This is a genomic window from Pseudomonas sp. MPC6, from assembly GCF_006094435.1.
Lineage (GTDB): Bacteria > Pseudomonadota > Gammaproteobacteria > Pseudomonadales > Pseudomonadaceae > Aquipseudomonas.
The window spans coordinates 1,914,133-1,936,416 of record NZ_CP034783.1 but is presented as its reverse complement, the minus strand read 5'-3'; the positions used below and the strand labels follow the sequence as shown (position 1 = coordinate 1,936,416).

The 22,284-nt window shown below is 59.0% G+C and carries 20 protein-coding genes and 3 tRNA genes; 6 read left to right on the top strand and 17 right to left on the bottom strand.

Annotated elements, in window-relative coordinates:
• Positions 1-158: 158 nt before the first annotated feature.
• The 10 genes from ELQ88_RS11155 to ELQ88_RS11110 all read right to left on the bottom strand — a co-directional run bounded on the left by ELQ88_RS11155 (position 159) and on the right by ELQ88_RS11110 (position 10,583).
• The gene (locus tag ELQ88_RS11155) at positions 159-1,007 is read right to left on the bottom strand and encodes a DUF2242 domain-containing protein (RefSeq protein WP_138965029.1); all 849 of its coding nucleotides are present in this window, start codon (positions 1,005-1,007) and stop codon (positions 159-161) included.
• Positions 1,008-1,235: 228 nt separating this feature from the next.
• The gene (locus ELQ88_RS11150; RefSeq protein WP_128871025.1) at positions 1,236-3,107 is read right to left on the bottom strand and encodes a SurA N-terminal domain-containing protein; all 1,872 of its coding nucleotides are present in this window, start codon (positions 3,105-3,107) and stop codon (positions 1,236-1,238) included.
• Positions 3,108-3,340: 233 nt separating this feature from the next.
• Complete coding sequence (locus tag ELQ88_RS11145; protein ID WP_002552737.1) at positions 3,341-3,613, bottom strand: HU family DNA-binding protein; 273 nt, start codon at positions 3,611-3,613, stop codon at positions 3,341-3,343.
• Positions 3,614-3,761: 148 nt separating this feature from the next.
• Positions 3,762-6,158 (bottom strand): endopeptidase La, encoded by a 2,397-nt coding sequence (lon, locus tag ELQ88_RS11140; RefSeq protein ID WP_128871024.1) that lies wholly within the window; start codon positions 6,156-6,158, stop codon positions 3,762-3,764.
• A gap of 251 nt (positions 6,159-6,409) precedes the next feature.
• Positions 6,410-7,693 (bottom strand): ATP-dependent Clp protease ATP-binding subunit ClpX, encoded by a 1,284-nt coding sequence (clpX, locus tag ELQ88_RS11135; protein WP_007946893.1) that lies wholly within the window; start codon positions 7,691-7,693, stop codon positions 6,410-6,412.
• Positions 7,694-7,802: 109 nt separating this feature from the next.
• Complete coding sequence (clpP, locus tag ELQ88_RS11130) at positions 7,803-8,438, bottom strand: ATP-dependent Clp endopeptidase proteolytic subunit ClpP (protein WP_064680636.1); 636 nt, start codon at positions 8,436-8,438, stop codon at positions 7,803-7,805.
• Positions 8,439-8,530: 92 nt separating this feature from the next.
• Positions 8,531-9,841 carry a trigger factor gene (gene tig / locus ELQ88_RS11125; RefSeq protein WP_128871023.1) on the bottom strand — a complete coding sequence of 437 codons (1,311 nt, stop codon included), beginning with the start codon at positions 9,839-9,841 and terminating at the stop codon, positions 8,531-8,533.
• Between the two features lie 400 nt (positions 9,842-10,241).
• A tRNA-Leu gene (locus tag ELQ88_RS11120) sits at positions 10,242-10,326 on the bottom strand.
• Positions 10,327-10,382: 56 nt separating this feature from the next.
• Positions 10,383-10,458 (bottom strand) — tRNA-His (locus tag ELQ88_RS11115).
• 48 nt (positions 10,459-10,506) lie between these two features.
• A tRNA-Arg gene (locus ELQ88_RS11110) sits at positions 10,507-10,583 on the bottom strand.
• Between the two features lie 279 nt (positions 10,584-10,862).
• Between ELQ88_RS11110 and folD the strand changes: the two genes are divergently transcribed.
• Positions 10,863-11,717 (top strand): bifunctional methylenetetrahydrofolate dehydrogenase/methenyltetrahydrofolate cyclohydrolase FolD, encoded by an 855-nt coding sequence (gene folD, locus ELQ88_RS11105; RefSeq protein ID WP_128871022.1) that lies wholly within the window; start codon positions 10,863-10,865, stop codon positions 11,715-11,717.
• A gap of 1,130 nt (positions 11,718-12,847) precedes the next feature.
• Positions 12,848-13,786 (top strand): D-alanyl-D-alanine endopeptidase, encoded by a 939-nt coding sequence (gene pbpG / locus ELQ88_RS11095; protein ID WP_128871021.1) that lies wholly within the window; start codon positions 12,848-12,850, stop codon positions 13,784-13,786.
• A gap of 383 nt (positions 13,787-14,169) precedes the next feature.
• Here pbpG and ELQ88_RS11090 read toward each other — a convergent pair whose 3' ends face one another.
• The 3 genes from ELQ88_RS11090 to ELQ88_RS11080 all read right to left on the bottom strand — a co-directional run bounded on the left by ELQ88_RS11090 (position 14,170) and on the right by ELQ88_RS11080 (position 15,396).
• Positions 14,170-14,382: a hypothetical protein gene (locus tag ELQ88_RS11090; RefSeq protein WP_128871020.1), complete on the bottom strand. Its 213-nt coding sequence runs from the start codon at positions 14,380-14,382 to the stop codon at positions 14,170-14,172.
• 17 nt (positions 14,383-14,399) lie between these two features.
• A complete protein-coding gene (locus ELQ88_RS11085) occupies positions 14,400-14,606 on the bottom strand; it encodes a DUF6021 family protein (protein ID WP_064676671.1) in 207 nt (68 codons plus the stop codon).
• Positions 14,607-14,721: 115 nt separating this feature from the next.
• Positions 14,722-15,396 carry a peptidase C39 family protein gene (locus tag ELQ88_RS11080; RefSeq protein WP_228761593.1) on the bottom strand — a complete coding sequence of 225 codons (675 nt, stop codon included), beginning with the start codon at positions 15,394-15,396 and terminating at the stop codon, positions 14,722-14,724.
• Between the two features lie 223 nt (positions 15,397-15,619).
• Here ELQ88_RS11080 and ELQ88_RS11075 point away from each other — a divergent pair, with 223 nt between their 5' ends.
• Positions 15,620-15,802 (top strand): hypothetical protein, encoded by a 183-nt coding sequence (locus ELQ88_RS11075; RefSeq protein WP_128871018.1) that lies wholly within the window; start codon positions 15,620-15,622, stop codon positions 15,800-15,802.
• A gap of 80 nt (positions 15,803-15,882) precedes the next feature.
• Here ELQ88_RS11075 and ELQ88_RS11070 read toward each other — a convergent pair whose 3' ends face one another.
• Both ELQ88_RS11070 and ELQ88_RS11065 read right to left on the bottom strand, forming a co-directional pair.
• The gene (locus ELQ88_RS11070) at positions 15,883-16,632 is read right to left on the bottom strand and encodes a TerC family protein (protein WP_128871017.1); all 750 of its coding nucleotides are present in this window, start codon (positions 16,630-16,632) and stop codon (positions 15,883-15,885) included.
• 28 nt (positions 16,633-16,660) lie between these two features.
• Positions 16,661-16,903 (bottom strand): hypothetical protein, encoded by a 243-nt coding sequence (locus tag ELQ88_RS11065; protein WP_128871016.1) that lies wholly within the window; start codon positions 16,901-16,903, stop codon positions 16,661-16,663.
• Between the two features lie 293 nt (positions 16,904-17,196).
• Here ELQ88_RS11065 and nhaR point away from each other — a divergent pair, with 293 nt between their 5' ends.
• On the top strand, positions 17,197-18,096 hold the full coding sequence (nhaR, locus tag ELQ88_RS11060) for a transcriptional activator NhaR (protein WP_128871015.1): 900 nt from the start codon (positions 17,197-17,199) through the stop codon (positions 18,094-18,096).
• A 4-nt stretch (positions 18,097-18,100) separates the two neighbouring features.
• Here the strand turns inward: nhaR and ELQ88_RS11055 are convergent, their stop codons facing one another.
• A complete protein-coding gene (locus ELQ88_RS11055; protein WP_128871014.1) occupies positions 18,101-19,255 on the bottom strand; it encodes an MFS transporter in 1,155 nt (384 codons plus the stop codon).
• Between the two features lie 280 nt (positions 19,256-19,535).
• Between ELQ88_RS11055 and sstT the strand changes: the two genes are divergently transcribed.
• Positions 19,536-20,768, top strand: coding sequence for a serine/threonine transporter SstT (sstT, locus tag ELQ88_RS11050; protein ID WP_138965023.1), 1,233 nt, complete (start codon positions 19,536-19,538; stop codon positions 20,766-20,768).
• Positions 20,769-20,952: 184 nt separating this feature from the next.
• On the opposite strand, the gene ELQ88_RS11045 is transcribed toward sstT, so the two are convergent.
• The gene (locus ELQ88_RS11045) at positions 20,953-21,462 is read right to left on the bottom strand and encodes a DUF1993 domain-containing protein (RefSeq protein WP_128871012.1); all 510 of its coding nucleotides are present in this window, start codon (positions 21,460-21,462) and stop codon (positions 20,953-20,955) included.
• Positions 21,463-21,601: 139 nt separating this feature from the next.
• Here ELQ88_RS11045 and ELQ88_RS11040 point away from each other — a divergent pair, with 139 nt between their 5' ends.
• Positions 21,602-22,249 carry a DUF480 domain-containing protein gene (locus tag ELQ88_RS11040; protein ID WP_138965021.1) on the top strand — a complete coding sequence of 216 codons (648 nt, stop codon included), beginning with the start codon at positions 21,602-21,604 and terminating at the stop codon, positions 22,247-22,249.
• Positions 22,250-22,284 lie beyond the last annotated feature (35 nt).

Sequence of the window (22,284 nt, the reverse complement as noted above, 5' to 3'; positions counted from 1 at the left end):
AAGACGCTACGCGGCTACTTGATAAAACGTAGCAGGGGATCGGGAATTTATCACAGGATTTTTTCGATTCTGGCCGCAGAACTGTGACCAGGATTGACGCGGGTCAATGCTGAAAGTGGTCGGGGATCGGCGCCGTGCAGCCCGATCCCGTCACATGATTACTGGGCAGTGACCGGCATGGCCGGAATCGGCTCGGTCGGTGGCGGCAGGCTGGAGTCCGCCGGTGCGCTCCCCGTTTCGGTGGAGGTTGCCGGTTCGCTGTTATCCGCCGGGGTGATCGGTGCGGTTTCAGGCGGCGGTGCCACCGGCTCCGAGGCCGCAGGTGCCGGTTCCGCTGGCTGTACAGGTTCTTGGGCCGGCGCGGGAGCAGGCTCTGCTGCCGGTGCCGGAGTCGGCGCCAATTGAGCCGGTGCGGCCTTGGCTTCAGGCATGCCCAGGTCGGTTTTCGGCTTTTCCTTGATGTGCGCAGCCTTTTTCGCTTCCGGCGGCAGGAACATCTCGACCAGGGCGAAGAAACGCTCGTAGAACTTGGCCGAGGAGACAGTTTCGCTGGCGACCTTGACCATCGAGTCGTCGGACGAGCCGATCGGCATCGATACCGAACCCAGCACACCCACGCCGAGGCTCGCGGAGTTGTTGGTCTTTTTCAGCGCATAACGATCCTGCAGGGCGTTGGCGAACATGGTCGCATGATGCCCCTCGGTGCCGTCATCGGCGCAGACCACACTGAAGCTGATCTCCATGTGGGTGTCGCCGGTCTGCTGGAAACTCTTGTGGCCGCTGACCAGTTTCGGGTCGCTGCTGGTGATGATATAGCCCTGGCTGAGCAACGCCCGCCGGGCGGCCTCGCAAGTCTGGGCATCGGTTACCGGGTAGTTGCGGGAAAAGGTACCGGAGTCATCGAAGTTCTCATGCTCATAGATGGCGGCCTTTTCCGACGAGCAGCCGGCAGCGGCAGCCATTACCAGAGCCAGCCCGACGACATGCATGGGAATTGATTTAGACATTGAACATCCTGAAGAAACGGTCCGGGGCGTATTGTGCAACAGATCAATGCTTAGCGTCGCACCGATTGGTGTCTTAAAACGGTTACACGACTAGTGACCGTTTATGGCCGGGAAAGTCGCACAGGATTGCGGATTCCTGATGGCAGGTGAAAAATTTGATTTTGTTGATAAAAAAACCCCCGGCCTCTCGGCCGGGGGTTTTTGTGTTGCGCAACACTCAATCAAACATCAGAACCGCTCGATGTCCGCTTCGGCTTCCAGCTGCTTGCGGTAAGCCGCAAAGTCTTGCTGGCCAATGCGCGAGGCGAGGTAGCGACGGTACTCGGCCTTCTCTTCATCGGTCGGTGCCGCTGCTTCGTTCACGCCATTGAGACGCACGATCACCAGGCTGCCATCGGCCAGGGTCACGCTGCTGAAGGTCGGCTTGTCCTTCGCGGCAGGTTTTGGCATGCGGAACAGCGCCTGCAGCACAGTCGGGTCGATCCCTTCCTGAGCGCGAGTGGCGGCGGCGGTGACTTTCCAGTTCTGACCATCGATGGCCTGGTCCAGAGGGGTCTTGCCGTCGCGCAGGCTGGCGATCAACTCATCGGCCCTGGTCTTGGCGGCAGCACTGGCGTGCTCCTTGGCCAATTGCCCACGGATCGCGGCGGACACGGCTTCGAGCGGCAGTTGCGCCGGCTTGAGGTGTTCCTTGGCGCGCAGCACGATCACGGTTTCCGGGTCGAGCTCGATGGCGGTGCTGTTGGCACCCTCATCCAGCACTTCAGGACTGAATGCAGCAGTGATCACGGCACGGTTGGCCGCCACACCTTCGCCGCCTTCACGGCCGAACGGCTTGGAGGTGTGCACGGTCAGCTTCAAGTCTTGCGCCGGCTGGGCCAGGTCGGAGGCCTCGAACGCCGAGTCTTCCAGTTGCTTGGTCGCCTCGACGAAACGCTGTTCGACCTGCTGGGTTTTCAGCTCGCGGGTCAGCTTGTCTTTCAGGCTGGCGAAGGTTGGAACCTGCGGCGCTTCGACACCCAGCAGCTTGATCAGGTGGAAACCGAAGTCGGTGCGAACCGGCTCCGAGACCTGATCCTTGGCCAACGCGTACAGCGCTGTTTCAAAGGCTGGATCGTAGACACCCGGGCCTGCGAAACCGAGGTCACCGCCATTGTTGGCCGAACCCGGGTCCTGGGAGAATTCCTTGGCCAGGGCTTCGAAGTTCTCGCCCTTGGCCAGGCGTGCCTGGACCTCTTCGATCTTCGCCTTGGCTTGCGCCTCGGTCACCTTGTCGTTCACTTCGATCAGAATGTGCGCGGCCCGACGCTGTTCGGACAGGTTCGCGGTTTCTTTCTGATACGCCTCTTGCAGGTCTTCGTCCTTGACGCTGACCTGATCGAAGAAGGACGACTTCTTCAATTCGAGGTAATCGATGACCACCTGGTCCGGCGTCATGAATTCCTTGGCGTGTTCGTCGTAGTAGGCTTTGACTTCGTCGTCGTTCAGCTTCACAGCTGACGGGTCGACCTTGACGTTCAGGGAAGCGAAATCGCGGGTCTGTTTTTCCAGACGGGCGAAGGCCAGCACCTGTGCGTCGGTGACAAAACCGCTGCCTGCCAGACCGGCGCGCAGCTGACCGATCAGCATTTCCTGAGCCAGCATCTGGCGGAATTGCAGGCGGCTGTAGCCGAGTTGACGGATGACCTGGTCGAAACGCTCGGCGCTGAACGCACCGTCCACCTGGAATTCAGGCGTTTGCAGGATCACCTGGTCCAACGCCGCTTCGGAAAAAGCGAAGTCGGATTTTTCTGCGCCTTGCAGCAGCAGCTTGCGATCGATCAAGCCTTTGAGGGCCGATTCGCGCAACATTTTTTCGTCGAGCAACGAAGCATCGAAATCCTTGCCCAGCTGTTGCATGAGTTGACGGCGTTGCATATCGACCGCCTGGCTCAGCTCGCTCTGACTGATTTCTTCACCATTGACCTTGGCCGCGTTCTGACTGTTGGTCGTGGCCTGGAAAATGGCTTCGACACCGGTGAACGCCATCAGTACAACGATGATCCCGATGATGGTCTTGGCAATCCAGCCTTGTGAATTGTCCCTGATATTCTGCAGCATGCGTCCCCCAGAAACGGTTGAACTTCAAAATTAGGCAACCGTGGAGCGTGGGTAGAATCCGGATAGAAGAAAGGCGCATCCGAGGATGCGCCTTCTCGTAACTGGCGGAGCGGATCGAGGGCTCGAACGTGCGACCCTCGGTGTCTCGGCACGGCAACTTGCCGACTGGACTACCGCTCCGCTGCCAGGTCAGGCTTGACCCCGACCCGGATAGGCAAAAACCTGAATCGAACTTAGTTGACAGCTTCTTTCAGTGCTTTACCGGCTTTGAAACCTGGTTTTTTGGCGGCTGCGATTTCCAGCGTCTTACCGGTCTGCGGGTTACGACCAATGCGAGCTGGACGATCGGTGACGGAGAACGTACCGAAACCCACCAGAACAACAGAGTCGCCAGCCTTGAGAGCGCCAGTGACGGATTCGATTACAGCGTCCAGCGCACGGCCAGCAGCAGCTTTCGGGATATCAGCGGATGCAGCGATAGCATCAATCAGTTCCGACTTGTTCACTCTAAGTCCCCTTATATCTATTTGAGTATGATTCTAAGTTTTTTGGTAAAAGCAAAAAAACGAGTGCTGAATGGCCTACAGACACTGAAGAGCCGCTTTATAACAAGGGCTCTAAAAAGCGTCAACAAGCCCCCCAGGCAAATACGTACTAATGCGTGCTAATTCTTTCCTTAGAGTCAGACTCGCGTTTTTCATCCTTTGCAACAATCTCTGGAGCCACATCAGGCAAGGGCTCCGGCGCGTATTGCAGCGCAATTTGCAGGACCTCGTCAATCCATTTAACCGGTTTAATCTGAAGATCGGCTTTGATATTGTCAGGAATTTCCTTCAAATCGCGTACGTTCTCTTCAGGAATGATCACCGTCTTGATTCCACCACGGTGAGCCGCGAGCAGTTTCTCTTTCAGACCGCCAATCGCCAGCACCTGGCCACGCAGGGTGATTTCACCGGTCATGGCGACGTCTGCGCGTACCGGAATCCCGGTCAATGCCGAGACCAGGGCCGTGCACATGCCTACACCGGCGCTAGGGCCATCCTTCGGGGTCGCCCCTTCCGGCATATGGATGTGCGTGTCGCGCTTCTCGTGGAAGTCCAGGGGGATCCCCAGGCTCTTCGCGCGGCTGCGCACCACGGTCAAGGCCGCCGTGATCGATTCGACCATCACGTCACCCAGGGAACCGGTCTTGATCAGTTGCCCCTTGCCGGGAACGACCGCGGCTTCGATGGTCAGCAACTCGCCGCCCACCTGCGTCCACGCCAGGCCGGTGACCTGGCCGACCTGATCCTGGGATTCGGCCAGGCCGTAGCGGAATTTACGCACGCCGAGGAAATGCTCCAGCATGTCGGCCGTGACCTTCACCGAGAAGCGTTTTTCCATCGCATGCTCTTTGACCGCCTTGCGGCAAACCTTGGCAATCTGGCGCTCCAGCCCCCGTACACCGGCTTCGCGGGTGTAGTAGCGGATGATGTCGCGGATCGCTTCGGCGTCGAATTCGAGCTCGCCTTTCTTCAAGCCGTTGGCCGTGATCTGCTTCGGCGAAAGGTATTTGACGGCGATGTTGATCTTCTCGTCTTCGGTGTAGCCCGGCAGACGAATCACTTCCATCCGGTCCAGCAGCGCCGGCGGAATGTTCATGGAGTTCGAGGTGCACAGGAACATCACGTCGGACAGGTCGTAGTCGACTTCCAGATAGTGATCGTTGAAGTTGTGGTTCTGCTCGGGATCGAGCACTTCCAGCAACGCCGAGGCCGGATCGCCGCGCATGTCGCTGCCCATCTTGTCGATTTCATCGAGCAGGAACAGCGGGTTGCGCACCCCCACTTTAGTCATCTTTTGAATCAATCTTCCCGGCATCGATCCGATGTAAGTCCGGCGATGACCGCGGATTTCCGCTTCATCGCGCACACCGCCGAGGGCCATGCGCACGAATTTGCGGTTGGTGGCGTGGGCAATCGACTCCGCCAGCGAGGTTTTACCCACCCCCGGAGGACCGACCAGGCACAACACCGGACCGCGAATCTTCTTCACGCGCTTTTGCACGGCGAGGTATTCGAGGATCCGCTCTTTGACTTCTTCGAGGCCGTAGTGGTCGGCGTCGAGGATGTCTTCGGCACGAGCCAGGTCCAGACGCACCTTGCTTTGCGCCTTCCACGGCACCTGGACCAGCCAGTCGATGTAGGAACGCACCACGGTCGCTTCCGCGGACATGGGCGACATTTGTTTCAGCTTGTTCAGCTCGCCCTGGGCCTTGGCCAGGGCATCCTTCGGCAGACCGGCGGCATCGATGCGCTTTTTCAGCTCTTCGATTTCGTTGTGGCCTTCGTCGCTGTCGCCGAGTTCTTTCTGGATGGCCTTCATCTGCTCATTCAGGTAGTACTCGCGCTGGCTGCGCTCCATTTGTTTCTTGACGCGACCGCGAATGCGTTTTTCGACTTGCAGCAGGTCGATCTCGGCATCCAGCAACGCCAGGACGTGTTCGACCCGGGCCGACAAATCGATGATTTCGAGGATTTCCTGCTTCTGCTCGATCTTCAGGGCCATGTGCGCGGCCATGGTGTCGACCAGGCGGCCTGGCTCGTCGATGCTGTTGAGCGACGACAGGACTTCAGCCGGGACTTTCTTGCCCAGCTGCACATATTGTTCGAACTGAGCCAGCAAGCTGCGCACAAACACTTCCGACTCGCGCTCGGGCGCGTCGGTTTCGTCGATCAGCGAGACTTCGGCGCGGCAATGGCCGTCGACTACGCTGAAGCGCTCCACGGCGCCCCGCTGCTCACCTTCGACCAAAACCTTGACCGTGCCGTCAGGCAGCTTGAGCAGCTGCAGAACGGTCGCAATGGTACCTACGCGATAGAGTGCATCTTCACCGGGATCGTCGTCAGCAGGGTTTCTCTGAGCCAGCAGAAGGATCTGCTTGTCGCCGGTCATCGCTGCCTCGAGGGCTTCGATGGATTTCTCGCGCCCCACGAACAGCGGGATAACCATGTGCGGATAAACCACAACATCACGCAATGGCAGGAGAGGCAATTCGATGGTCGTCTTCATGATTTCGCCTCTACGGCGGCCGTAAGGCCGTAAACAGATGGATGTCAGCTTGAAACCAAGATGGGGGCTGGTTTGGAAAAAAACAAGCGGATAAAAGAATGGCTTAAAAGATTGCGGTCTGTCGTGGGCCTGACGTGTTCAGGTTAGACATTAAAATCGTGTCGGCTGGGCGCCTTCGCTGGCAAGCCAGCTCCTACACCACAATAGCAAAGGGGCCCGAAGGCCCCTTCTGTGTTCCAGCAGCGTGACGCTTAGGCGTCTGGCGCTGCCTTGGCAGCCGGCTCACTGTTTTCGTAGATATACAGTGGCTTGGACTTGCCTTCTATGACGCTTTCGTCGATCACGACTTTACTCACCTCGGACTGCGAGGGAATTTCGTACATGGTGTCGAGCAGGACGCCTTCGAGGATCGAACGCAGTCCACGGGCACCGGTCTTGCGTTCCAGGGCACGTTTGGCGACCGATTTCAGCGCGTCGGCGCGGAATTCCAGGTCTACGCCTTCCATCTCGAACAGCTTGGCATACTGCTTGGTCAGCGCATTTTTCGGCTCGGTGAGAATCTGCATCAACGCAGCTTCGTCAAGCTCGTCCAGCGTGGCCAGGACCGGCAGACGACCGACGAATTCCGGGATCAGACCGAACTTGACCAGATCGTCAGGTTCGACTTCACGCAGGGATTCACCGACTTTCTTGCCTTCTTCCTTGCTGCGCACTTCTGCGTTGAAACCGATGCCGCCCTTGGTGGAACGGTTTTGGATAACCTTTTCCAGACCGGAGAACGCACCACCGCAGATGAACAGGATGTTACGGGTGTCGACCTGAAGGAATTCCTGCTGCGGATGCTTGCGACCGCCCTGGGGCGGAACGGAAGCGACCGTGCCTTCGATCAACTTCAGCAGGGCCTGCTGCACGCCTTCACCGGAAACGTCCCGGGTGATCGACGGGTTGTCAGACTTGCGCGAGATCTTGTCGATCTCATCGATGTAGACAATGCCCATCTGGGCCTTTTCCACGTCGTAATCGCACTTCTGCAGCAGCTTCTGAATGATGTTCTCGACATCTTCACCCACGTAACCCGCCTCGGTGAGGGTGGTTGCGTCGGCGATGGTGAACGGAACGTTCAGCAAGCGGGCCAGGGTTTCGGCAAGCAGGGTTTTACCCGAGCCTGTCGGGCCGATCAGCAAGATGTTGCTCTTGCCGAGTTCGACGTCGTCATTCTTCTTGTCACGCTGGTTCAAGCGCTTGTAGTGGTTGTACACCGCTACGGCCAGAACCTTTTTCGCACGCTCCTGACCAATCACGTACTGATCAAGGATGCCGCTGATTTCTTTAGGCGAAGGCAATTTATGCGCGCTGCTCTCGGCCTGGGCTTCCTGCACCTCCTCACGGATGATGTCATTGCACAGGTCGACGCACTCGTCGCAAATGAAGACCGAGGGGCCGGCAATCAATTTGCGTACTTCATGCTGGCTTTTGCCGCAGAAGGAGCAATAGAGCAATTTGCCGTTGTCCTCGCCGTTGCGGGTGTCAGTCATTCGTTCGATCCAAATCCGATAGGCTTGCAACACAAGATGAAGGCTATTGCGGGCTTTTTCAAGCCCGCAGGTGGCCAGACAAGCCGACCGACCCTATTTTGAGCTGCTTTTAAGCGGGGCGCTGGTCGATCACTTGATCGATCAACCCGTATTCACGGGCGGCTTCTGCACTCATGAAGTTGTCGCGGTTGGTGTCGCGCTCGATCTCTTCGAGCGTGTGTCCACTGTGCTTGGCCATCAACGTGTTGAGACGCTCGCGAATGAAGAGGATTTCCTTGGCATGGATTTCGATATCCGACGCCTGGCCCTGGAAACCGCCCAGTGGCTGGTGAATCATCACACGCGAGTTCGGCAGGCAGTAACGCTTGCCGGCGGCACCGGCCGTCAGCAGGAACGCGCCCATGCTGCACGCCTGACCGATACAGGTGGTCGACACGTTGGGCTTGATGAACTGCATGGTGTCGTAGATCGACATGCCCGCCGTCACCGAACCGCCCGGGGAGTTGATGTAGAGATGGATGTCCTTGTCCGGGTTTTCCGCTTCAAGGAACAGCAGCTGCGCGCAAATCAGGTTGGCCATGTAGTCCTCTACCGGCCCAACCAGGAAGATCACTCGCTCCTTGAGAAGACGCGAGTAGATGTCATAGGCGCGCTCGCCGCGAGCGGATTGCTCGACAACCATCGGGACCAGGCCGCCTGCGGCCTGGATATCAGAGTTCTGCTGAATATAAGAATTACGGAACATGCTCTGCAGTCGCTCCCAAATAGTTTTGTCTTGAATACGCATAAGCCAGCTCGAGAGCTGGCTTATGGTGTGTACTTCTAACGCAAAATCAATCAGTCGGCTTGTGGAGCTTCTACCGGCTTGACCGCTTCTTCGTAAGAGACCGATTTATCGGTCACGCTAGCTTTCTGCAGAACAGTATCCACAACTTGTTCTTCAAGCACAACCGAACGAACTTCGTTCAGCTGCTGGTCGTTCTTGTAGTACCAGGACACAACCTGCTCTGGCTCCTGGTAGGCCGAAGCCATTTCCTGGATCATTTCGCGAACGCGGGCTTCGTCAGGCTTGAGGTCGAATTGCTTGACCACTTCAGCCACGATCAGGCCCAGGACTACGCGGCGCTTGGCTTGTTCTTCGAACAGCTCGGCCGGCAGTTGGTCAGGCTTGATGTTGCCGCCGAACTGTTGAACAGCCTGCACGCGCAGACGGTCGACTTCGTTGGACAGCAGCGCCTTAGGCACTTCGATCGGGTTGGTCTCGAGCAGACCGTCCATGACCTGGTTCTTGACCTTGGACTTGATCGCCTGACGCAGTTCGCGCTCCATGTTCTTGCGAACTTCGGTGCGGAAGCCTTCCAGGCCGGTTTCCTTGATGCCGAATTGAGCGAAGAATTCTTCGTTCAGCTCTGGCAGTTTTGGCTCGGAAACAGTGTTCACGGTCACGGTGAACTCAACGGCTTTGCCTGCCAGGTCGAGGTTCTGATAGTCCTCGGGGAAGGTCAGGTTCAGCACGCGCTCTTCGCCGGCCTTGGCGCCAACCAGGCCGTCTTCGAAGCCAGGGATCATGCGGCCGGAACCCAGCACCAGCTGAGTGCCTTTGGCGGAACCGCCGGCGAACACTTCACCGTCGACCTTGCCGACGAAATCGATGTTCAGCTGGTCTTCGTTCTGGGCAGCGCGATCGGCCACTTCAAAACGGGTGTTCTGCTTGCGCAGCACGTCCAGCATCTTGTCCAGGTCGGCATCGGCCACGTCGGCGCTCAGGCGCTCGACTGCGATACCTTCGAAGCCGGCAACGGTGAACTCAGGGAACACTTCGAAAACCGCGACGTATTCCAGGTCCTTGCCCGCTTCGATCGATTTAGGCTCGATCGACGGCGCGCCGGCCGGGTTCAGCTTTTGCTCGACAACCGCTTCGTAGAACGAAGACTGGATCACGTCGCCTACCGCTTCCTGGCGCGCATCGGCACCGAAACGACGCTTGATTTCGCTCATCGGCACTTTGCCTGGACGGAAACCAGCGATCTTGGCCTTTTGGGCAGTCTGCTGCAGACGCTTGTTGACCTGAGTCTCGATGCGCTCAGCCGGCACGGTGATGCTCATGCGGCGCTCAAGAGCAGAAGTATTTTCAACAGAAACTTGCATGGATATTCCTCGTTGCACAGACGTTAGCCGGCCGTTTCCGACCCCAGAATCAAGGGCATGCATTCTAGTGGGTCAAACTCAAGAAGTCACCCTACTGAAAACGGGTAAAAAAGCAGCAGGCAATTTATAGGCGGGGACAAACGGTTATGCCTCGCCCTGTTAGCAAATACAGTCAATCAGGCCAAGGCTCTGCCGCAGTCCTTCTATATATAGGAGGAAGCGGTCATGCACCCCTGACAGCGGGCGAATCGGCATCATCGAGAAACAAAAATGCGACGAGCCGACCTGCCCTCTCAACCCGGAACCCGCGGTTGCCTTGAAAATGTCGACTTCTAAAACAAAAACGGCGCAGCCCTTTTCAGGTGCTGCGCCGTTTTCTGCTATTAAATAGCGACTTGTATGGTGCGGACGGAGAGACTCGAACTCTCACACCTTGCGGCGCTGGAACCTAAATCCAGTGTGTCTACCAATTCCACCACATCCGCGTATCAAGCTTTTAAAGCAAAGGCGCCAGACTGTTAATCTGGCGCCTTTCTAAATATGGGGTGGACGAAGGGGATCGAACCCTCGACAACGGGAGTCACAATCCCGTGCTCTACCAACTGAGCTACGCCCACCATATTGCCATGTTGCCATGTTGCGTTACTTGTGCCAAAGCTGCCTAATGGCGCACCCGGCAGGACTCGAACCTGCGACCATCCGCTTAGAAGGCGGATGCTCTATCCAGCTGAGCTACGGGCGCCTTGTTAATCTGTATTCTTGGACGATTACAAACTAAGTGCTTTCAGTCTCGCCGAATCAAACATCAACTCCGCTCAACCTTCTTAACCAGTGCTAGGCTGTGCCCGACAAGTGCGACGAATGTTATAGGTGACCCTGAAGGTCGTCAACTCTTTTTTAAAAAAAATTCATTTAATTAAAGGGGTTAGGGGAATTTGCAGACCAAGCGCCTTTGCCCTCACCTCCTGACATGCGAGAATGCGCTCTCTTTTTTTCACCTCTCGATGGTTAATCACGCGCAATGACTGCACAACTAATCGACGGCAAATCGATCGCCGCCAGCCTGCGCCAGCAGATCGCCAAACGCGTCACCGAGCGTCGCCAGCAAGGCCTGCGCACGCCCGGCCTCGCGGTGATCCTGGTCGGCAGCGATCCTGCCTCTCAGGTTTATGTCTCGCACAAGCGTAAAGACTGTGAAGAGGTCGGCTTTCTGTCCCAAGCTTATGACCTGCCTTCTGAAACCACTCAAGAAGCACTGACCGATCTGATCGATCGCCTGAACGACGACCCGGCAATCGACGGCGTTCTGCTTCAGCTGCCTTTACCTGAACACCTGGACGCCTCCCGATTGCTGGAGCGCATTCGTCCGGACAAGGACGTCGACGGTTTCCACCCTTATAACGTCGGTCGCCTGGCCCAGCGTATTCCGTTGCTGCGTCCGTGCACCCCTAAAGGGATCATGGCGCTGCTGGAAAGCACCGGTGCCGATCTTTACGGGATGGACGCGGTGATTGTCGGCGCCTCCAACATCGTTGGCCGCCCGATGGCGATGGAGCTGTTGCTGGCCGGCTGCACCGTGACTGTCACCCACCGCTTTACCAAGGACCTGGCGGGCCACGTCGGCCGTGCCGACCTGGTCGTGGTGGCTGCCGGCAAGCCGGGGCTGGTGAAGGGCGAGTGGATCAAGGAAGGCGCGATCGTGATCGACGTCGGCATCAATCGCCAGGCAGACGGCAAGCTGGTGGGTGACGTGATCTACGACACCGCCCTGCCCCGCGCTGGCTGGATTACGCCGGTGCCGGGTGGCGTTGGCCCGATGACGCGCGCGTGCCTGCTGGAAAATACGCTGTATGCGGCGGAAACGCTGCACGGTTGATTGCGGTTAGGGGCGTTGCCGCCTTTTGTTGAACGTGTACATATCCGTTGCTGCGGGCATGGCCGCTGACGGTTCCGCTCTTACAGCGGGTCACTTTGAAAAGCGCAAAGTAACCAAACGCTCTTGCCCCTTTCGTTCGGTGCCTCGCCTAGGCTCGGCATGCCCTCGCTCCGGTCCTGCTCCGTGGGCCCGCCGCCATCGGCCATCCATGGCCGGGGGCGGCTAACCCGGCATCCATGCCGGGTTGCCCACTGCGCAGAACCTCCACTCGGCCTCTCGAGGGGGCGCGCACAGCAAAAGCAAAAGCCGAGGCGGCCTACGGGCCGACCTGGCTCTCTGATCCGCATGCAGGTCTAAATGTAGGAGCCGGCTTGCTGGCGAAGGCGCCCTGACAGCCGACCCATCTATTTCGAACGTACTCGATTCCTCCTGTAGGAGCTGCCGCAGGCTGCGATCTCGAGAAGATCAAAATCAAAAGATCGCAGCCGCGCTTCGCTCGACAGTACCTACGGGGTAAAGCGTTCGCTTGGAGCCAGGTCGGCTGGCAGGCCGCCTCGCTTCGGCTTTTTGGCGGTGCCCGCCCCCTCGAGAGGCTGAGTGGAGGTTCTGCGCAGTGGGTACCTCGGCATGGATGCCGAGGTAGCCGCGCACGGCCATGGATGGCCGATCGCGGCGGGCCCACGGAGCAGGACCGGAGCGAGGGCATGCCGAGCCTAGGCGAGGCACCGAACGAAAGGGGCAAAAGCGCTTGGTTACTTGGCGCTTTTCCAAGTGACCCGCCGTAAGGGCGGAACCCTAAGTGGCGGTTACCGCGAAAACGGATATGTACCCGAACCGGAAGAGCCGCTTCCTCACAAACGGATACGCCCCCCCCTCCAAAAGCAATCCATCCGCCCGCCAACCCCCTTCTCAAGCAAACGGTATTTACGCCCCATGGCAGGGTTCTTTTCGCCAGCAGAGAATCCCTCGACCATCCGCCGGAAATTAGCTTTTTTTTCATGTTCCCAGGGACTTTGCGTCCATCCTTGAACAACCATCGACAGTTATTCAGCCATACTCCAGAATACCGCGCTTTTTTATGAAACAGCCCGTTACATAACGGCTTATCAACTCCTTATGAGTCTGCCAGCGTGAAAATCCGTCTTTCCATCCTGAGCCTGTTTTTTGCTGTTACAGGGGCTTTCATCACGCCAATAACCAACGCTGCCGAAACCACCTCGGCACCACGGGATACGAAACAACTCAAGATCGCTTCCGGCAGTGCCCTGCTGATGGATATGCAGACCAACAAGATCATCTATGCCAGCAATCCTGACGTGGTCGTCCCCATCGCTTCCGTCAGCAAACTGATGACCGGCCTGGTCGTGGTCGAAGCCCGGCAGAACATGGATGAATACCTTGCCGTCAACATCAGCGATACGCCGGAAATGAAAGGCGTGTTTTCCCGGGTCAAGCTCAAGAGCGAATTGCCGCGTCGGGAAATGCTGCTGATCGCCCTGATGTCTTCGGAAAACCGCGCCGCCGCGAGCCTCGCCCATCATTATCCGGGCGGCTATGTCGCGTTCATTGCCGCCATGAATGCCAAGGCCCGGGCGCTGGGCATGACCAGCACCCATTTTGTCGAGCCGACCGGCCTGTCCCCGCGCAACGTGTCCACCGCCCGCGACCTGAGCAAGTTGCTGGTGGCCGCGCACAAGTACCCGTTGCTGACTGAATTGAGTACTACCAAGGAAAAGACTGTTTCGTTCCGTAAACCCAATTACAGCCTGGGTTTTCGTAACACCGACCACTTGGTCAGGAAGCCGAACTGGGACATCCGACTGACGAAAACCGGGTTCACCAACGAGGCCGGTCACTGCCTGGTGCTGGTGACCAGCATGGGTAATCGTCAGGTGGCGCTGGTTATTCTCGATGCCTTTGGCAAATACACCCACTTTGCCGATGCCAGCCGTATTCGCAGCTGGGTCGAGACTGGCAGGGGCGCTGATGTGCCGTCGGTGGCGTTGCAGTACAAGTCAGACAAAAATCTGAAGAATCGGCAAAGTGGTGTGGTGGAGGCGTCGAAGTAGGACGAAACCGGCAATTGCCGCTTTCCCGCTTGCCCGCTTCTGTAGGAGCAAGCTTGCTCGCGATGGTTTGAAGGGCGACGCGTTTATTCAGGATAAACGCGTCATCGTTGACGTCCATCGCGAGCAAGCTCGCTCCTACAGGTCATGCGTTTATTCTGGATTAGCGCGTTATCGTTGACGTTCTTCGCTGGCAAGCCAGCTCCTACAGGGTATGCGTTTATTCTGGATTAGCGCGTTATCGTTGACGTTCTTCGCTGGCAAGCCAGCTCCTACAGGGTATGCGTTTATTCTGGATTAGCGCGTTATCGTTGACGTTCTTCGCTGGCAAGCCAGCTCCTACAGGGTATGCGTTTATTCTGGATTAGCGCGTTATCGTCAGACGGTTAATCATTGGGCAGCGGCATCTGGTCGTCGTCCGGGATGCCATCTCCTGCGCTCGGGTCTCTGTGGCCCTGATGCTCGGTTGGGGTCACCACGGGCCTGGCCAACGGATCCCGCAGCGGGCTGTTCGGATCCATCACTGGATCGGTGTCCGCTTCGGGGGTGGTTGGAACGCTGTCCGGACGTTTGTCGTTGAAACTCGAATCGGTAGACATACGCACCTCACTTGGGGTCAGGGTTTCAGGTTGGCGAGAGGGTCATAAGGCTTCGCCGGCGCCTTGTCGTCATCGCCCGGCTTCACGTCCCTGGGGGCCTTGGCCGGTCCGATGGGATCGACCTGGGGATCGGCGAGGTCCGGCGAATCGGGGTCGAAGCCCAGCTCATCGCCGGATGAATGCTCGGACGAGTGCGGGCCATCGGGAGTATTGGAATGTGCCATCTGCGCCTCCTGGGTATGTCCTGAACTATAAGGACCGACCCGGAAAAAATTCCGGGTCCTTATACCTGAGAGGCCAATTGCAGGTGACAGTGCCCTGCAGATGACGAACGGAACACTACTGCGCGGACAACGCCTTCTTCGCCCGGGCAGCCGCCTGCTCCTGGCCTGCCTGGGCCAGGTCGCTGGCCGCCTTCAGCCAGCGCTGCTGATCGACGTTGGCCGGAAGCTGGTCCGGTTTCTGGATCAGCACCGCCCATCCCCCGGCGTCCTTGAACGCAGATTCAAATGAACCGAAGCTCATCAGCGTCCGGCGATTCATCCCGGCACGCAGGAGCACGGTCTGTTTCTCCCGGTTGTACCCGGCGAGAATCGCATAACGCGGTCCCGCCCAGAACGCCGAGCCTTCAGTGAACCGCACCATCACCGGATTTCCGGCCGCGACCTGGGCCAGCAGCGCAGGCAGGTTGGCGTCCAGGGGATAGACCACCAGGCCGTACTCGCGGGCAAGATTCAGCATGTTCTGCTGCAATTGGGTTTCGGCACCCGGCAAATGCAGGGGCTTGTCGAGCAAACCCGGGGTAATCACGATGCCCTGCTGGGACAACAGGCTGGCCAGGACCTGGGGCCCGCTTTGATTGTCCTGCCCGCGGTAGAAGGTACCGCTGAGCTCAACCCGCTCCGGCAGCCGCTGGATTTCCGGCGCAACGCTTCCCGCACACCCCGCCAGACCCGCGACACTGCCAACCAGCACCGCCACAGAAAGAATTCGAGAAAATACCCGCACCATCATCACTCACTTGTTCAGGCGCCAGGCGTACGCGCTCCCGGCTTGGCCATCGATCATAGGACGCCAGGCGGCAGCGGTATAGCCTTGAACGGCAGTTGATCGCATTCGATAGTACGAACTCGTTGATCACAGCCGACCTTTGGTCAATAGTCTGAAACACGGCAGCGGCTAAACTGTCATTTGCTAAAGAGTGTGCACCCACAGCAGGAGCGAAGAGGAGGCACTGATGAGCCTGACAATGACCATAGTGATGCTGATTTCCGGCTGGCTGGCGGTGGCGTCCGCCATGTTGTGGGGAGTCCTGCGCATTACTCGCCGGCACCATCACCCTCCAGTGCAACCGACGTCGCCCGCCGCCAGTGATACCGATACCGATAAACCGGCCAGCCGCCACGCTTCCGCGCACTGACTGGCGCTTTTCGGTCGCTGAAACCAAAAACGGCCGCCCGGATTCTTGCGAGTCCGGGCGGCCGTTCCATTTAGTGCAGGTTACGCTTCAGTGGCGATCCGCTTCTGCTTCGCCCGTCGGGACATCATGTTCAGCCCCTCGATCGTTGCCGAGAACGCCATTGCCGCGTAGACGTAGCCTTTCGGTACGTGGGCGCCAAAGCCTTCGGCGATCAGGGTCATGCCGATCATGATCAAGAAGCCCAGGGCCAGCATCACCACGGTCGGGTTGTCGTTGATGAACTTGGCCAAGGGGTCAGCCGCCAGCAACATCACCAGTACCGACACCACCACTGCAATGATCATGATCGGCAAATGCTCGGTCATGCCGACTGCGGTGATGATGCTGTCGATGGAGAACACCATGTCCAGCATCAGGATCTGCCCGATTGCGGCAGCGAAACCCAGGGTCACGGTCGAGGTCGCCGACTTCGGATCGTCCGGCGCCGGGTCCATGCTGTGATGGATCTCGGTGGTCGCCTTCCACAACAGGAACAGGCCACCGGCGATCAGGATCATGTCTTTCCAGGAGAACGCGTGGCCGAGGAGGTCGATCACCGGCGCGGTCAACTGGACGATGAACGCGATGGTGCTCAACAGCGCCAGTCGCAGGATCAGCGCCATGCCGATACCGATACGCCGCGCCTTCTGCCGATGCTGCTCGGGCAGTTTGTTGGTCAGGATCGAGATGAAGATCAGGTTATCGATGCCGAGCACGATTTCCATCACGATCAACGTGGCCAGGGCGACCCAGGCAGTGGGGCTTACAGCAAGTTCTAAAAGGTATTCCATGGGTCAGTCCTGACTCGTTTAAGACGGTTTAGATTTCCTGGGACGAAGACTCGGTGTTCCGTTTGTCTTCGGCCGATGGTTCTTTTTTGCTGATCAGCCCGCCGGTGGCGTCGCTTATCGCTTGTTCAGCGGCTTTGTGCGTATCGTCGATCGCTTGTTTCGCGCTTTCGGCCGCCTTGCCCATCAGTTGTTGAGCGCTTTTTTCGGCCTGGTCGCAACCGGCCAGTACCAGTAAAGACGTGATCAGCAACGCCGTGGTTTTAAGCTTCATGATGTTTCCTCGATAGAACAGACAGAGCCGACAAAGCCTCCCGTCGATAGCTAGGCATTCTAAGGAGACAAACACTTCAGGAAAATTCGTATTTTTGGCTGCTATACTTCGGTTTTTACGAATCCAGAATCAAAATCGCGCATAAATGTGTGTGTGCGCACTTGTAGGAGCAAGCTTGCTCGCGACGGTCGTCAACGATAACGCGTGTTTACTGGTTAAACGCGGCGCTCTTGATTCCATCGCGAGCAAGCTCGCTCCTACAGGGGGTTGTGTGATCAGGGGAAATAAACAGAATGTTGAATTACCGACAGCTGCATTACTTCTGGGTGGTCGCCAAGACCGGCAGCATCGTGCGCGCTTGCGAGCAGTTGAACCTGACACCCCAGACCATCAGCGGGCAGATCTCCCTGCTCGAGCAAACCTATGGCATCGAATTGTTTCGCCGGGTTGGCCGCCAGCTTGAGCTGACGGAGGCCGGGCGTCAGGCCCTGCCCTACGCCGAGCAGATGTTCCAGCTGGGCGGTGAACTGGAATTGATGCTGCGGGCGCAGCCCAACGAGCAGCAGATTCTGTTTCGGGTCGGCGTGGCGGACGTGGTGCCCAAGTCCATCGTCTATCGGCTGATCGCGCCGACCATGGAGTTGAGCGAGCCGCTGCGCATCACCTGCCGCGAAGACAAGCTCGAACGCTTGCTCGCCGACCTGGCGATCCAGCGCCTGGACCTGGTGATCTCCGACAGCCCGATGCCCTCGCACCTGGACATCAAGGGCTACAGCCAGAAGCTCGGCGAGTGCGGGATCAGCTTCTTTGCCACCCCTGCACTGGCGGCGCAGTACGGCCAGGATTTTCCGCGCAGCCTGCACGGCGCTCCCCTGCTGATTCCCGGGCCGGAAACCGTGGTCCGCAGTCGTTTGCAACGCTGGTTTGCCGAGCAACAGATCCAGCCACGGATTGTCGGTGAATTCGACGACAGCGCCTTGATGCAGGCGTTCGGTCAATCCGGCAGCGGGATTTTCATCGGTCCGAGCGTGATTGCCGACGAGGTGCAACGCCAATATGGGGTGGAGTCGATTGGCCAGACCAACGCGGTCACCGAGTCGTTCTACGCCATTTCCGTGGAGCGCAAGGTCAAGCACCCCGGCATTGTCGCCATTACCGAAGGTGCCCGACGCGAACTGTTCACCGAGTTGTGACGCGTCAGGCGCAGACTTCGCGAGGTTTGAAGGTCATCAGTGCCATGGCCAACAGGATCGAGACCAGGATGAAAGCGGCCGCCGCAAATCCCAGGCCTTGCAAGCCCACGCTGTCGATCACCCGGCCACCGACCATGGCGCCCAGGCCGATCCCGAGGTTGGCCCCGGCAATGTTCAGCGACGCGGCAAAAGCCGGCGCCTCGGGTGCCGCCTTCATCAGGCGCACGTGGCTGACCAGGAACAAGGCCGCCTGGGTCACGCCCCAGATCCCCATCGCCGCCGCCAGGCCCAGTGGCGAATGAATGTTCGGCACCAACGCCACCATGCCGGCAATCATGAACGCGCAGAACGTTACCGAAGCGATCAGCGGGTGACGATCCACTGCGCGGCCACCCAGCGAGTTGCCGATCAGCCCCACCGCGCCGAAGCCCATCAGGCACCAGCCGACCACCGTGCCGTTGAAGCCGGCCAGGCGCTCGAGGATGTCCGCCAGGTAGGTGTAGACGGTGAACATGCCGCTGAACACCAGGATCGACAGCAGCACATGCCCGATCATCAGCGGGCTGCGCAGGATCTTGAACTGCGAGCGAAAGCTCACTTGATGCTGATGCAGGTTGGTCGACGGCAGGTAGATGAACAGCAGCAGCGCCTTGGCAAAGGCGATCACCGCCAGAATGCCGAAGGCACTGCGCCAACCGAACGCGTCGGAGATCAGCGTGCCCACCGGAATGCCGAACACCGTGGCGCAGACAATCCCGAACCCGATCTTGGCGATGGCGCGACCGGCGAAGTCCGGCCCGACGATGTCCACCGCCGTCTCGCTGGCCAGGGCCCAGTACACCGGCAACCCGAGCGCGGGAATCAGGCGGGCGATGGCCATCACCCAGATGTTCGGGGCAAACGCCGCCAGGGTGTTGGCCAGGCCGAACATGATCAGCACCGAGATGAACAGCTTGCGGCGCTCGAACCTGGCGAAGTACGCGGTCAGGAACGGTCCGAAAGCGGCGACGGTAAAGGCGAACAAGGTCACCAGCAAACCCGCTTGCGGGATGCTGACGTCAAGGTCGCGGGCGATCGCCGGCAACAGGCCGACGATGACGAATTCCGTGGTCAGCACCGTGAAACCGGCGGCGGACAACAGAAGGATGGGCAACAGCATGCACAACTCCAGAAAACGACGACACCAGCGACAGCCCGAAGGCTCGCTGGCAGAACATGAAAATGAGGATGGGCAATCTTAACAGAGTGTTTTCCAGAGCGGTTGCACGAACCTGCCTTTCTCGTCCGACACGCGGACGGCAGATCGTCACAGGCCTGAAGGATCGGGACGACGCTGTGATAAAGTCCGCGCCCTGCGATACGTACACCTTGCTCATCTGCCAGCGATTGGCACTGATGTCGCGACTCCCCGTACCCAATAAAATCAGAGATGCCGCTTTATGACCGCTTCATCCCCTTCGCTATTGCATCGTTTGAAACGCTTGAGCCTGGTCACGCAAATCATCATCGGCCTGATCGCCGGGATTGTCCTGGCGCTGGTCGCGCCCGACGTGGCGAAGTCCACCGCGTTCATCGGCAAAGTCTTCGTTTCGGCCCTGAAAGCCGTCGCACCGATCCTCGTGTTCGTGCTGGTCATGGCGTCGATCGCCAACCACAAGCACGGCCAGGAAACCCACATCCGGCCGATTCTGTTCCTGTACCTGCTGGGCACCTTTGCCGCGGCGGTGGTCGCGGTCGTTGCCAGCATGATGTTCCCGTCGAGCCTGGTGCTCGCCACCCATGACGTCGCGGTGAGCGCCCCGGGCGGCATCAGCGAAGTGCTGCAAAACCTGTTGCTGAGCGTGGTCGATAACCCGGTCAGCGCCCTGATGAACGCCAACTTCATCGGCATCCTGGCCTGGGCGATCGGCATGGGCGTTGCCATTCGCCATGCCGGTGACACCACTCGCGAGGTACTCGGTGACCTGTCCAACGGCGTGACCGTGATCGTGCGCCTGGTGATTCGCTTCGCGCCGCTGGGGATTTTTGGCCTGGTGGCCTCGACCCTCGCCACGTCCGGTTTCGGCGCCCTGCTCGGCTACTTGCACCTGCTGGCCGTGCTGCTGGGCTGCATGCTGTTTGTGGCGCTGGTGATGAACCCGCTGATCGTGTTCTGGAAACTGCGTCGCAACCCCTATCCGCTGGTGCTGATGTGCCTGCGCGAAAGCGGCATCACCGCGTTTTTCACCCGCAGTTCGGCGGCGAACATTCCGGTCAACCTGGAGTTGAGCAGACGCCTGGGCCTGCATGAAGACACGTACTCGGTCTCGATCCCGCTCGGCGCCACCATCAACATGGCGGGTGCCGCAATCACCATTACCGTGCTGACCCTGGCGGCGGTGCATACCCTGGGCATCGCGGTCGATGTTCCGACGGCCATCCTGCTGAGCTTGGTCGCGGCGATCTGTGCCTGTGGCGCTTCGGGCGTGGCCGGGGGATCGTTGCTGCTGATTCCACTGGCGTGCAGTTTGTTCGGCATCCCGAGTGAAGTCGCGATGCAGGTGGTGGCGGTCGGTTTCATCATCGGGGTGTTGCAGGATTCGGCGGAGACCGCGCTGAACTCGTCTACCGATGTGCTGTTTACCGCAGCGGCGTGTCTGGGTGAAGAAGAGAAGGCCCAGCGCCTGGCCTGACACCTTACCCTGTGGGAGCGGGCTTGCTCGCGAAAGCGGTGTGTCAGTCAACGTTTATGTTGGAGCTGATGACCCCTTCGCGGGCAAGCCCGCTCCCACAGGTTCGGTGGTGGAGCTGAACAATGTGCACCCATGAAAAAGCCCCCGCAGCTCAGGCTGCGGGGGCTTTTTTGTAGGTGGGGGGTTAGAACGCGCCCATGTAATCACGCTTGCCCACTTCCACACCGTTGTGACGCAACAAGGCGTAGGTGGTGGTGACGTGGAAGAAGAATTGCGGCAGGCCGTAGCTCAGCAGGTAAGCCTGGCCACTGAAGCGCTTCTCTTTAGGCGTGCCCGGACGGGTGACGATCTCGATGCCTTCCTTGCCGACGATCTGCTCCGGCTTGATCTCGCCGATGTAGGCCAGGACCTTGGCGATCAGCGCTTGCAGTTCGGCGAAGGTGGTTTCGGTGTCTTCATACTTCGGCACTTCGATCTCGGCCAGGCGCGAGGAAACGCCCTTGGCGAAATCGACGGCGATCTGCACCTGGCGTACCAGCGGGAACATGTCCGGGTACAGACGGGCTTGCAGCAACGCGTTCGGATCGATGTTTTTTGCCGTGGCGTGGGCTTCGGCCTTGTTCAGCACATCGCTCAGGGCGTTGAGCATTTGTTTGAATACCGGAACGGAAGCGTCGTACAGGGAAATGGTCATGGCAGTCTCATGTTGTGACAGGAGGTAAATGTGGGCCGATTATAGCCATGCGCAACGCTCCTGCGACTTGTCTTTTATTCAGCAAGGATTACGCTAGGCCGCTTCGACTGCATGCTTCGACTGCCTAGGGAAAAGCGCGATGAGCACTGAGCAAGAAACCGTTATCGACGAGCCACGCCTCAACAGCACGGAAATCCGCATTCTGGGTTCGCTGATCGAGAAACAGGCCACCAGCCCGGAAACCTATCCGCTGACCCTCAATGCCCTGGTGACCGCCTGCAACCAGAAAACCAGCCGCGAGCCGGTGATGAACCTCACTCAGGGCCAGGTCGGCCAGAGCCTGCGCGCCCTTGAAGGCCGCGGTTTTACCAGGCTGGTGATGGGCAGCCGGGCCGATCGCTGGGAGCACCGGGTCGACAAGGCGCTGGAACTGGTGCCGGCCCAGGTCATCCTGACCGGCTTGCTGTTCCTGCGCGGCCCGCAAACGGTCAATGAACTGCTGACCCGCAGCACCCGCATGCATGAATTCGAAGACACCGAGCAGGTGGTGCATCAGCTTGAACGCTTGATTGCCCGTGGTCTGGCGCTGCTGATTCCGCGCCAGGCCGGGCAGCGTGAAGACCGCTACATGCATGCGCTGGGGGACCCGGCGGATATCGAGGTGATTCTGGCGGCACGGAGTAATCCGGTGGAGCGCGGTGCCGGCGGCGGTGTGTCGCTGGAGCGGATCGAAGAGCTGGAAGCGCGGATTGCCGCGTTGGAAGAGCGCCTGGCGCGCCTCGAGTAGTCCGACAACAACGATCGGATTGTAGGAACCGGCTT